Annotated in this window: 11 protein-coding genes and 1 riboswitch; of the genes, 5 read left to right on the top strand and 6 right to left on the bottom strand. The window is 56.5% G+C overall.

What is annotated here, in order from left to right:
- Nucleotides 1-408: 408 nt before the first annotated feature.
- Together purH and purD are read left to right on the top strand one after the other, a co-directional pair.
- A complete protein-coding gene (gene purH, locus M2407_RS25225) occupies nucleotides 409-1,998 on the top strand; it encodes a bifunctional phosphoribosylaminoimidazolecarboxamide formyltransferase/IMP cyclohydrolase (RefSeq protein ID WP_201895825.1) in 1,590 nt (529 codons plus the stop codon).
- 48 nt (nucleotides 1,999-2,046) lie between these two features.
- Entirely contained in the window at nucleotides 2,047-3,330 is a 1,284-nt protein-coding gene (gene purD, locus M2407_RS25220) for a phosphoribosylamine--glycine ligase (RefSeq protein ID WP_046374688.1), read from the top strand.
- Between the two features lie 45 nt (nucleotides 3,331-3,375).
- Here purD and M2407_RS25215 read toward each other — a convergent pair whose 3' ends face one another.
- The 6 genes from M2407_RS25215 to nudC form a co-directional block, all read right to left on the bottom strand.
- Nucleotides 3,376-4,014 (bottom strand): DUF1481 domain-containing protein, encoded by a 639-nt coding sequence (locus tag M2407_RS25215; protein WP_020828727.1) that lies wholly within the window; start codon nucleotides 4,012-4,014, stop codon nucleotides 3,376-3,378.
- 69 nt (nucleotides 4,015-4,083) lie between these two features.
- The gene (gene hupA / locus M2407_RS25210; protein ID WP_012004757.1) at nucleotides 4,084-4,356 is read right to left on the bottom strand and encodes a nucleoid-associated protein HU-alpha; all 273 of its coding nucleotides are present in this window, start codon (nucleotides 4,354-4,356) and stop codon (nucleotides 4,084-4,086) included.
- A gap of 188 nt (nucleotides 4,357-4,544) precedes the next feature.
- The gene (locus M2407_RS25205) at nucleotides 4,545-5,135 is read right to left on the bottom strand and encodes a YjaG family protein (protein ID WP_004953973.1); all 591 of its coding nucleotides are present in this window, start codon (nucleotides 5,133-5,135) and stop codon (nucleotides 4,545-4,547) included.
- Between the two features lie 48 nt (nucleotides 5,136-5,183).
- The gene (gene nfi / locus M2407_RS25200; protein WP_201895826.1) at nucleotides 5,184-5,870 is read right to left on the bottom strand and encodes a deoxyribonuclease V; all 687 of its coding nucleotides are present in this window, start codon (nucleotides 5,868-5,870) and stop codon (nucleotides 5,184-5,186) included.
- Nucleotides 5,871-5,879: 9 nt separating this feature from the next.
- A complete protein-coding gene (gene hemE, locus M2407_RS25195; RefSeq protein ID WP_020828729.1) occupies nucleotides 5,880-6,944 on the bottom strand; it encodes a uroporphyrinogen decarboxylase in 1,065 nt (354 codons plus the stop codon).
- A gap of 40 nt (nucleotides 6,945-6,984) precedes the next feature.
- Complete coding sequence (gene nudC, locus M2407_RS25190) at nucleotides 6,985-7,752, bottom strand: NAD(+) diphosphatase (protein WP_020828730.1); 768 nt, start codon at nucleotides 7,750-7,752, stop codon at nucleotides 6,985-6,987.
- A 99-nt stretch (nucleotides 7,753-7,851) separates the two neighbouring features.
- Between nudC and M2407_RS25185 the strand changes: the two genes are divergently transcribed.
- From M2407_RS25185 to thiE, 3 genes are all read left to right on the top strand, one after another.
- Complete coding sequence (locus M2407_RS25185; protein WP_020828731.1) at nucleotides 7,852-8,355, top strand: Rsd/AlgQ family anti-sigma factor; 504 nt, start codon at nucleotides 7,852-7,854, stop codon at nucleotides 8,353-8,355.
- Between the two features lie 38 nt (nucleotides 8,356-8,393).
- Nucleotides 8,394-8,518, top strand: a riboswitch (TPP riboswitch).
- Between the two features lie 114 nt (nucleotides 8,519-8,632).
- Nucleotides 8,633-10,576 carry a phosphomethylpyrimidine synthase ThiC gene (thiC, locus tag M2407_RS25180; protein ID WP_259220128.1) on the top strand — a complete coding sequence of 648 codons (1,944 nt, stop codon included), beginning with the start codon at nucleotides 8,633-8,635 and terminating at the stop codon, nucleotides 10,574-10,576.
- The gene (gene thiE / locus M2407_RS25175) at nucleotides 10,569-11,207 is read left to right on the top strand and encodes a thiamine phosphate synthase (protein WP_122076629.1); all 639 of its coding nucleotides are present in this window, start codon (nucleotides 10,569-10,571) and stop codon (nucleotides 11,205-11,207) included. Before thiC ends, thiE begins: the two co-directional genes overlap by 8 nt.
- The last annotated feature ends 2 nt before the right edge of the window (nucleotides 11,208-11,209 follow it).

Below are 11,209 nucleotides of genomic sequence, written 5' to 3'. Positions count from 1 at the left end.
CAACCCCTAAATTTCAGGATTTTTTCTCTTCGAACCCCGGAGACTCTGTGAAGTTGTTCACATGTTCCGTGTCGATGGAGGCGCATTATAGGGAGTTCCTCGCAGGCCGCAACAGGTATTTTCGACAAAAACGATCGTTTGCTGCATTCCACAGCAAAAGCCCGCCTTATACCCTGTTGTGCACAAACTTATCCACAGAAGCCATTTGCACGGAAAATTTACGAGCGCCACGCAAACGTTTTCGCTACAATTCCCCGCGACGAAACGCTCCCCTTTTTATGGGGGCGTTACCTGAATTTGTGCCCGATACCCCCTTTATAGAGAGAAAAACCTTTCCTTATAGAGAGTAGAAGGTGGAAATTCACGTAACGCTCTTTTATTGCGACTCCAAAGCCAAGGGATAAAACCATGCAACAACCTCGTCCAATCCGCCGGGCCCTGCTCAGCGTCTCTGACAAAGCCGGTATCGTTGAATTCGCCGAAGCGCTTTCAAGCCGTGGCGTTGAACTGCTCTCCACCGGCGGTACCGCTCGCCTGCTGGCAGATGCCGGTCTACCTGTTACCGAAGTTTCCGACTACACCGGCTTCCCGGAAATGATGGATGGACGAGTAAAGACGCTGCACCCGAAAGTGCACGGTGGCATTCTGGGCCGTCGCGGTCAGGACGATGGCATCATGAGCCAACATGACATCAAGCCGATCGACATGGTAGTGGTAAACCTGTATCCGTTCGCCCAAACCGTGGCGCGCCCGGAATGCTCGCTGGAAGATGCAGTAGAGAATATCGACATCGGCGGCCCGACCATGGTGCGCTCCGCGGCCAAGAACCATAAAGACGTCGCCATCGTGGTAAAGAGCAGTGACTACGCCGCTATCATTACCGAGATGGATAACAACGACGGCTCACTGCAATACGCCACCCGTTTCGATCTGGCTATCAAGGCGTTTGAACACACCGCCGCTTACGACAGCATGATCGCCAACTACTTCGGCGCGCTGGTGCCGGCCTACCATGGCGAAACCGAGCAGCCTTCCGGTCGCTTCCCTCGCACGCTGAACCTTAACTACATCAAGAAGCAGGATATGCGCTACGGTGAGAACAGCCACCAGCAGGCCGCCTTCTATATAGAAGAGAATGTTCAGGAAGCTTCTGTCGCCACCGCCGATCAGCTACAGGGCAAAGCGTTGTCGTACAACAACATCGCCGATACCGATGCGGCACTGGAGTGCGTGAAAGAGTTCGCCGAACCGGCCTGCGTTATCGTCAAGCACGCCAACCCCTGTGGCGTGGCGATAGGCGACGATATTCTGGCAGCCTATGAGCGTGCCTATCAAACCGATCCTACCTCCGCGTTCGGCGGGATCATCGCCTTCAACCGCGAACTGGACGCCGCCACTGCGCAAGCCATTATCAGTCGTCAGTTTGTGGAAGTGATTATCGCCCCTAGCATCAGCCAGGAAGCGCGCTCCCTGCTGGCCGCCAAACAGAACGTCCGCGTGCTGGCCTGCGGCCAATGGCAGCAACGCGTTGCCGCTCTGGACTTCAAGCGCGTCAACGGCGGCTTGCTGGTGCAGGATCGCGATCTGGGCATGGTGAGTGAAAGCGATCTGCGCGTAGTGTCCGAACGCCAACCTACCGCTCAGGAATTGTGTGATGCGCTGTTCTGCTGGAAAGTGGCCAAGTTTGTTAAGTCCAACGCCATTGTTTATGCGCGCGACAACATGACCATCGGCATAGGTGCGGGGCAAATGAGCCGCGTTTACTCAGCCAAGATCGCCGGCATCAAAGCCGCCGACGAAGGTCTGGAAGTCAAAGGCTCCGCCATGGCGTCCGACGCCTTCTTCCCGTTCCGTGACGGCATCGATGCCGCGGCAGCCGTTGGCATCACCTGCGTGATCCAGCCAGGCGGGTCGATCCGTGATGATGAAGTGATTGCCGCCGCCAACGAACACGGCATTGCGATGATCTTTACCGATATGCGTCACTTCCGCCATTAATCCTTTTTGCTGCGTGCGCTGCGGCGCACGCCCTTCGTGGAGCACCTGATGAACATTTTAATTATCGGCAACGGCGGACGCGAACACGCGCTGGCCTGGAAAGCAGCCCAATCACCGCTGGCGGACAAAGTTTACGTAGCACCGGGCAATGCCGGTACCGCGCTGGAACCAGGTCTTACGAACGTCGAGATCTCCGCTACCGATATTCCGGCCCTGCTCGCTTTTGCCCAGAGCAACGATATCGGCCTCACCATTGTCGGGCCGGAAGCGCCGCTGGTGATTGGCGTGGTTGACGCCTTCCAGGCCGCCGGCCTGAAAATCTTTGGCCCCTCTCAGGCCGCAGCCCAGTTAGAAGGCTCTAAAGCCTTCACCAAAGATTTCCTGGCGCGCCATAATATTCCAAGCGCCGAGTACCAAAACTTTACCGAAGTCGAACCGGCGCTGGCCTATGTTCGCAGTAAAGGTGCACCGATCGTCATCAAGGCCGACGGCCTGGCGGCCGGTAAAGGCGTGATTGTTGCCATGACGCTGCAGGAAGCGGAAGACGCCGTGCAAGACATGCTGGCAGGCAACGCCTTCGGCGATGCAGGCCACCGCATCGTGGTGGAAGAATTCCTGGATGGGGAAGAAGCCAGCTTTATCGTCATGGTCGACGGTGAAAACGTAGTGCCGATGGCCACCAGCCAGGATCACAAACGCGTCGGCGATGGCGACACCGGCCCGAACACCGGCGGTATGGGGGCTTATTCCCCGGCGCCAGTGGTGACCGATGAAATCCACCAGCGCGCGATGGACCAGGTTATCTGGCCAACCGTGCGCGGCATGGCGGCGGAAGGTAACACCTATGTCGGCTTCCTTTATGCCGGGCTGATGATCTCTGCGGACGGTCAACCGAAAGTCATTGAATTCAACTGCCGCTTTGGCGATCCGGAAACCCAGCCGATCATGCTGCGTCTGCGCTCTGATCTGGTTGAACTGTGCCTGGCCGGTGCGGAAGGTAAGCTGGATGAGAAAACGTCTGAATGGGATGAACGTCCTGCGTTGGGCGTGGTACTGGCAGCCGGCGGTTATCCGGGTGACTATAACAACGGTGAGGTCATTCAGGGTCTGCCGCAGCAAGAAAGCGCCGACGGCAAGGTATTCCATGCCGGCACCCGTATGCAGGGTAACGACGTGGTGACCAGCGGTGGCCGCGTGCTGTGCGTTACCGCGCTGGGTGAAACGGTGGCTCAGGCGCAACAACGCGCTTACCAATTGGCGGATGGCATTCAGTGGACAGGCAGCTTCTGCCGTAAGGACATTGGCTATCGTGCGATTGCACGCGGCAAATGATCTGAACGCTAAAATCTCTGAGGGCTCCGCCATGCGGGGCCTTTTTTATAGCTGATCTTCTTTCGGTTCCCAGCGGCAAAAATCGTCGTTTGCCACCAGCAGCAGTTCACGCCCTTCCGGCGCATCCAACCAGGCAATATTCACCGGTTGGCTGCTGTTGCGGGCGCGACGCTCAATCCAGGCTTCGGCACTGCCGTCCAGCCCTGGTTTCAACGTTTGGCCATCGCAGGTTTGCACCGTGCCCTGTTGCCAACGCCCCTGCAGCAGTTTCACATTGCCGGCACGCAGCGCATTACTCACTTCAAGCACTCGACGCGCCTGGTATTGGTACAGCGCGATTTCATCGGCGGTCAGTTGTTCACGCCGCGTGGCCAGTTGACGCTGCATAAAGCTTACTTCGCCGTCATCGGTGAAGCGGAGTTGGATAGAGTCACGATCGCCATCGGCATCGGTGCGTTTAATCTGGCGCAGTTCGCCGTTTTGGTATTCGTACAGCGTGGTGACGGTGCCCGGACCGCGATAAGGACTGTAGACGCTCATCAGCACCTGTGGGCGATGCCGATCGTCGTCTTTGCGCCACAGGCGAATAACGCCCTGGTCGGCCACAAAGCCGCTGGCACTAAAGGCAGGGGGATCTGAATGACTGCTGCAGGCGCTCAGGACACCGGCAAGGCCGATGACCATGAGCGCCTGTCGGATAAACAAAAGGGGCGCTATTGCCCCCCTGTTTAATCTTTTCACCAACACGCAGTATTACTTAACCGCGTCTTTCAGTGCTTTACCAGAAACGAACGCAGGCACGTTAGCAGCTGCGATTTTGATTTCTTTACCAGTCTGCGGGTTGCGACCAGTGCGCTCGTTGCGGTGGTTGACCTTGAAAGTACCGAAACCAACCAATTGTACTGCATCACCTTCTTTCAGAGACTCAGTAATAGCAGCCAGGGTGGATTCCAGAGCCAGTTTAGCTTGTGCTTTGGAAAGGTCAGCCTTGTCCGCGATTACATCAATCAGTTGAGTCTTGTTCATAAGTTATCCTTACAGTGTGTTTATCGTTTGCAAAGCATCGAGTGCGACGGATATGCCGATTGACAGCACTCCCTGCATACACGCACCGATAGCCACTTTTTTTACGCCCCCCAAATGTAGACCAGACAGGGTGCGGATGTGAAGCCTTAAGGCATGACAAATCAGGCGTTAAATCACGTTTTCTTGCCTTATTGCGTTAAATTTATCCCGATATTACTCACCGCGGCCTCGCGGAGGTCAGAACGCAAGCCTTTGATCAGCTCTAAATCACGTTCCTCGCAGTCAGCCAACAGGCGGAAAATTTCCCATTGGATGTCCCATTCTTCCTCTACCGCAGGCAAAACCTTGAGCTCATCGTCGGTCATTTCTTTACCGGCCTGAGTCATTTCCAACATCGCCACGGTGCGAATTGACGTTTCGCTAATGGCGATGGCGTGCTCTAGCGTCTCCCCGCTGAGTCGCGAATGGATCAGTTCCCCTAATGCGATACAGGCGTCAATAGCCGGGTAAACGCCGTAAAGATCGTAATCTTCTGCCGAAGGTATCGCCTCTTCCAACTTCTCCAGCTGGCTGTCAAAGTTGACCTTGGCGTCCTTGACCACCAGCGTTTCCCACACCAAATCCAGAATGCGGCGGTAAATCGCCGGATCGCCAAACTCGGTTTGCAGGCAGAACATCTGGTAATTCGGATACATACGCTCGCACAAACTGGCCATAAAGGTCAAATGTTGCCAGCTTTCAAGCTTTTCCAGACGTAAATGGATCGGGTTACGTAGCATTATTCACTCTCTTACGCGTTATCTGCGCCGCAGTGTACCCGAAATCGGTCATTGCGACACCTCTGGATGCTGCTGCAACCAGCGCTGGAAGGCCGGCCGGCGCGAGGCGATGGCATCAGCCCAGCGCGTAGGTTCCGGCAAACGGTAGCCCGCCATACAACGTTGTACCCAGGCCAACGCACTGTCGGCCCCGACGCGGTGGCCGGTAGAGATAAACAACGGGTTACAACGCGCCTTGCTACGCCACACCCAGCCAAGCTGCTCGCCTTTATCTTCCAGCGGCGCCAACGCGCCTGTGGCAGCGTCCAAAGGGGCGAATTTACCGCACAGGCGCTTTTTGGCGACGCCAATGGTCGGTACGTCGACCAGCAGACCGAAATGGCTGGCAACGCCCAGACGGCGCGGGTGTGAAATACCATGGCCGTCGACAAAAACCAGGTCCGGCTTCTGCTGCAATTGCTCCCAAGCCGCGAGCAACGCAGGGTATTCACGAAATGATAAAAAACCGGGAATGTAAGGCAGGGTGGTCGCGACACGAGCCACCCGGTACTCCACCAGCTCCAGCGATGGATAGCGCAGAATGGCAATGGCAGCACGCGTCACCTCACCTTCCTGTTCAAAGCCCACGTCGGCACCGGCAATAAAGGCCGGCGACTCGGTCTGGAAGTCATCGTAACGAATCACCTCCGAGGCGCGCTGCAATTGCTCCACGCGTAGGGCTTGAGTATCTATCACGTCCGGTCCTTAGCGATGGTATTTGCCCGATTGAGCGTGAACCGCCTCGACAAAGGCGCCGGCGTTTTCTGGTGGCACATCCAAATGAATGCCGTGACCCAGGTTAAATACGTGCCCTTCACCGTGACCGAAACCGGCCAGAATAGTTTCCACTTCCTGGGCAATACGCTCAGGTGACGCATACAGCATAGAAGGATCCATGTTGCCCTGCAGCGCGACTTTATCCCCTACGCGACGGCGCGCGTCAGCGATGTCGGTCGTCCAGTCAAGGCCCAGCGCGTCACAGCCGGTGGCCGCCATGGCCTCCAGCCACTGGCCACCGCCTTTGGTGAACAGCGTGACCGGCACGCGGCGGCCATCGTTTTCACGCAGCAGCCCATCGACAATCTTATGCATGTAATGCAGAGAGAATTCGCGGTAGTCACGGCCGGTCAGCACGCCGCCCCAGGTATCGAAAACCATCACCGACTGCGCGCCGGCTTTGATCTGGGCATTGAGATACAAAATGACGCTGTCTGCCAGCTTATCCAGCAGCAGGTGCAGCGTAGCCGGCTCCGCATACATCATTTTTTTCAGCTTGGTGAAGGCCTTGCTGCTGCCACCTTCCACCATATAGGTCGCCAGGGTCCACGGGCTGCCGGAGAAACCGATCAGCGGCACTTCGCCTTTGAGCTCGCGGCGGATAGTACGCACCGCGTTCATCACATAGCCCAGCTCCACTTCCGGATCGAAGGCCGGCAACTTGTCCACGTCGGCACGACAGGTAATCGGCGAGGAGAAACGCGGGCCTTCGCCGGTTTCGAAATACAGCCCCAGCCCCATGGCATCGGGAATGGTGAGGATGTCGGAGAACAGAATGGCCGCATCCAGCGGGAAGCGGCGCAACGGCTGCAGCGTAACCTCGCAAGCCAGTTCCGCATTCTTGCACAGCGACATAAAATCACCGGCCTGGGCACGGGTGGCTTTGTACTCCGGCAAATAACGACCGGCCTGACGCATCATCCATACGGGGGTCACATCCACCGGCTGACGCAGCAGCGCGCGCAGGTAACGATCGTTCTTCAACTCATTCATTTATGGGGCTCCCTTATTCATCTGCCGCTATTGTAGCGAGTTATTGCTCGCGGCATAAGGCTACGGTGTCCTCTATCAGGCGGCGCGCCACGGTGCCGGGCGGCGGCAAAAGCGGCAACCGATCGTAGCGGTACCAGCCGGCGTTAAGCAGCTCTTTCGGATCGTGACGGATCTCACCCCGATGGTAATCGGCCATAAAGGCCATCATCAGCGAATGCGGGAATGGCCAGGGTTGCGAGGTGACGTAGCGCAGGTTTTTGATTTCAATATTACTTTCCTCCATTACCTCGCGCGCAGCCGCTTGCTCCAGCGTTTCGCCGACCTCAACAAAACCGGCCAGGACAGTATGAATTCCACCGCGATGGCGCACGTGCTGGGCCAGCAGGATCTCGTCGTCACGTCGAATGGCAACAATCACGCAAGGGGCGATTTGCGGGTAGTAGCGCTCGCGGCAATTGCCGCACAGACAGGCACTCTCCGTGCGACTGAGGTGCATCTCATGGCCGCAGTAACCGCAGTAGCGATGGGAACGGTAAAAGTCGGCCAGTTGCACTCCCCTACCGGCGAGCTGGAACAGTCCACGATCGAGCTCAAGCAGTTGGCGTACCGAGCCCATGTCCTGCGGCATCGCCTGACGGACAAGCCAGACCGGCAGCCCTTCCCATTCACCAATAGCCCTGGCCATTCGCCCCTGCAGGGAGAATGACGCCGCCAAACCACACGGCAATTCACCGTTTGGTAACCAAAGTTTGCTTTCATGGCTGACAATCCACCAGCCATTTTCATTACCCGTTAATGCAAGTTCCATATCGTTGTTGCACAACCTCAGCTTCACTGGCACTCTACAAATCGGCCTTGTAACATTTTAATAACTTACTGTTACGTTTTATTACTTACGGAGTCAAACATGCTCAACCGTTTGGAAAGCCTGACTCAGCGCGTTGGTGGTAGTAATGAATTAGTTGATCAATGGCTTCAGGCTCGCAAGCAATTGCTGGTCGCCTATTGCACCCTCGTGGGTATCAAACCGAATAAAGAAAAGCATACGCCGCTGAATGAAAAAGCGCTGGAGAACTTTTGCCATAATCTGGTGGATTACCTTTCCGCCGGTCATTTTCATATCTATGACAGAATTATCAAGCAAGTGGAAGGCGCATCCAGTCCGAAAATGACGCTGTCGGTAAACATCTACCCCAAACTGTGGGCAAATACCGAACAGATTATGGCATTTCACGATCGCTATACCGAAGTGGATATCGATCAGGATGTGTGCCTGGAACTCCATCAGGCATTGTCGGATATCGGTGAAACTCTGGCGGCACGTTTTACCCTGGAAGATAAGCTGATCCAACTGGCGACCGAAGCCTGGCAACAAACGATGCCGGATAAAGCGCTGGATCAGGCACGTTAGAATTTTGTAGTTTTTTTTATTCACCCTCCTATACTGGGGGCATCTTGTCGGAGTGCCTAGCGCCTGATTTGTTCATCAAATTGGCCAGGCTGAGACCGTTAATTCGGGATCCGCGGAACCTGATCGGGTTAATACCCGCGAAGGGAACAAGAGTAATCTATCGCCACAGGCAGGTGATCCCAACAGGGATAATCCCGCCCTGTCGGCCAGCATCATTACTCCCTCCGAGCTCCAGACAAGCAACATTCCCAACCCAACACACTGGTAGGAACTTGCTATGTCTAACGTTAAAAAACCCCGTGCCCGTAAAGAGCAACGCGAAGAAGCCCAGCAGTTTATCGATACCCTTCAGGGCGTGTCCTTTCCCAATTCACGCCGGATTTATCTGCAGGGCTCTCGCAACGATCTGCAGGTGCCGATGCGTGAAATCCAGCTTAGCCCGACACTGCTTGGCGGCGACAAAGACAACCCACAGTACCAGCCCAACGAACCCATTCCGGTATACGACACTGCCGGTCCTTATGGCGATCCGCAATCTGAACTTAATGTGCATACCGGCCTGGTAAAACTGCGTGCAGGCTGGATAGCTGAACGCGGTGATACCGAACTGCTCAATGGCGTCAGTTCCGGCTTTACCCAGCAGCGCCTGGCGGATGAAGGTCTGGATCACCTGCGTTTTGAACATCTGCCGCGGCCGCGCAAGGCGCAACCCGGCAAATGCGTCACCCAGTTGCACTACGCCCGCGCTGGCGTAATCACCCCTGAGATGGAGTTTATCGCCATCCGCGAAAACATGGGCCGCGAGCGTATCCGTGGCGATGTCCTGCGCCAGCAGCATCCAGGCCAAAGTTGGGGCGCCAATCTGCCGGAGAACATCACGCCGGAATTCGTTCGCCAGGAAGTGGCCGCTGGACGCGCCATCATCCCCGCTAATATCAACCATCCCGAATCCGAGCCGATGATCATCGGTCGCAATTTTCTGGTGAAAGTTAACGCCAACATCGGCAACTCGGCGGTGACCTCATCCATCGAAGAGGAGGTCGAAAAACTGGTCTGGTCCACCCGCTGGGGCGCGGATACGGTGATGGACCTGTCCACCGGCCGCTATATCCACGAAACCCGCGAGTGGATCCTGCGTAACAGCCCGGTACCGATCGGAACGGTGCCTATCTATCAGGCGCTGGAAAAAGTGAACGGCGTGGCGGAAAACCTGACCTGGGAAATGTTCCGCGATACGTTACTTGAGCAGGCAGAGCAAGGCGTTGACTACTTCACCATCCACGCCGGCGTACTGTTGCGCTATGTACCGATGACCGCCAAGCGCCTGACCGGCATCGTCTCGCGCGGCGGTTCGATCATGGCTAAATGGTGTCTGTCACACCATCAGGAAAACTTCCTGTACCAGCACTTCCGCGAAATCTGCGAAATTTGCGCCGCCTATGACGTCTCACTGTCCCTGGGAGATGGCCTGCGCCCCGGCTCAATTCAGGACGCCAATGATGAAGCGCAGTTCGCCGAACTGCACACGCTGGGCGAACTGACTAAAATTGCCTGGGAATATGACGTGCAGGTGATGATCGAAGGCCCGGGTCATGTACCGATGCAAATGATCCGTCGCAACATGACCGAAGAGTTGGAGCATTGCCACGAAGCGCCGTTCTACACCCTTGGCCCGCTAACCACCGATATCGCTCCAGGCTATGACCACTTCACCTCCGGCATCGGCGCCGCGATGATCGGTTGGTTCGGCTGCGCCATGCTGTGTTACGTCACGCCGAAGGAGCACCTCGGGCTGCCGAACAAAGAAGACGTCAAACAGGGGCTGATCACCTACAAAATTGCCGCCCACGCCGCCGATTTGGCCAAAGGCCACCCGGGTGCCCAGATCCGCGATAACGCCATGTCCAAGGCGCGTTTCGAATTCCGCTGGGAAGATCAGTTCAACCTGGCGCTCGACCCGGCTACCGCCCGCGCTTATCACGACGAAACCCTGCCGCAAGAGTCCGGCAAAATCGCCCACTTCTGTTCCATGTGCGGCCCCAAATTCTGCTCGATGAAAATTTCGCAGGAAGTACGCAACTATGCCGCTGCGCAGGAAGCCGCCAAACCGATAGAAGTACAACTCACCGGCATGGAAAAAATGTCGGCCGAGTTCCGTTCACGCGGCAGTGAGCTCTACCACAGCGCCGGCAACCTGCAAGAGGAACTGAGCAATGACTGATATCACCACGCCTTTCCCCGCCACCCCGTACAAGCTGGGGTTATACCCGGTAGTCGACAGTGTCGAATGGATTGCTCGCCTGCTGGATGCGGGTGTTACCACCATCCAACTGCGCATCAAGGATTTGCCGGATGAGCAGGTCGAAGAGGATATTGCCGCCGCCATTGCGCTCGGTAAAAGGTACAACGCCCGGCTGTTTATTAATGACTATTGGCAATTGGCGATTAAACACGATGCCTATGGCGTGCACCTGGGCCAGGAAGACCTGGAGACTACCGATTTGGCGGCCATCCACCGCGCCGGATTGCGTTTAGGCGTTTCCACCCATGACGACGCCGAGCTGGCGCGAGCCATTGCGGTGAAGCCTTCTTATATTGCGCTGGGGCATATCTTCCCGACGCAAACCAAAGACATGCCTTCCGCTCCCCAGGGCCTGGCAGAGCTGAAACGCCATATCCTCGGGTTGAGTGACTATCCGACGGTGGCGATCGGCGGGATCAGTATCGATCGCGTGGCCGACGTGTTGGCCTGTGGCGTAGGTAGCGTGGCGGTGGTCAGCGCCATTACTCAGGCGCCGGACTGGCGCGCCGCTACCGCTCAACTGCTGCAGCTGATCGAAGGCAAGGAGTAACG

This window comes from Serratia sp. BIGb0234 (assembly GCF_024809915.1).
In the GTDB taxonomy this organism is placed as follows: Bacteria; Pseudomonadota; Gammaproteobacteria; order Enterobacterales; family Enterobacteriaceae; genus Serratia; species Serratia liquefaciens.
This window is presented reverse-complemented; position numbering and strand designations above follow the sequence as displayed.

What these genes read in the sequence shown, in the direction of transcription:
- purH (WP_201895825.1), top strand. Translation starts at nt 409, where the DNA reads ATGCAACAACCTCGTCCAATCCGCCGGGCCCTGCTCAGCGTCTCTGAC.
- purD (WP_046374688.1), top strand. Translation starts at nt 2,047, where the DNA reads ATGAACATTTTAATTATCGGCAACGGCGGACGCGAACACGCGCTGGCC.
- M2407_RS25215 (WP_020828727.1), bottom strand. Translation starts at nt 4,014, where the DNA reads ATGGTCATCGGCCTTGCCGGTGTCCTGAGCGCCTGCAGCAGTCATTCA.
- hupA (WP_012004757.1), bottom strand. Translation starts at nt 4,356, where the DNA reads ATGAACAAGACTCAACTGATTGATGTAATCGCGGACAAGGCTGACCTT.
- M2407_RS25205 (WP_004953973.1), bottom strand. Translation starts at nt 5,135, where the DNA reads ATGCTACGTAACCCGATCCATTTACGTCTGGAAAAGCTTGAAAGCTGG.
- hemE (WP_020828729.1), bottom strand. Translation starts at nt 6,944, where the DNA reads ATGAATGAGTTGAAGAACGATCGTTACCTGCGCGCGCTGCTGCGTCAG.
- nudC (WP_020828730.1), bottom strand. Translation starts at nt 7,752, where the DNA reads ATGGAACTTGCATTAACGGGTAATGAAAATGGCTGGTGGATTGTCAGC.
- M2407_RS25185 (WP_020828731.1), top strand. Translation starts at nt 7,852, where the DNA reads ATGCTCAACCGTTTGGAAAGCCTGACTCAGCGCGTTGGTGGTAGTAAT.
- thiC (WP_259220128.1), top strand. Translation starts at nt 8,633, where the DNA reads ATGTCTAACGTTAAAAAACCCCGTGCCCGTAAAGAGCAACGCGAAGAA.
- thiE (WP_122076629.1), top strand. Translation starts at nt 10,569, where the DNA reads ATGACTGATATCACCACGCCTTTCCCCGCCACCCCGTACAAGCTGGGG.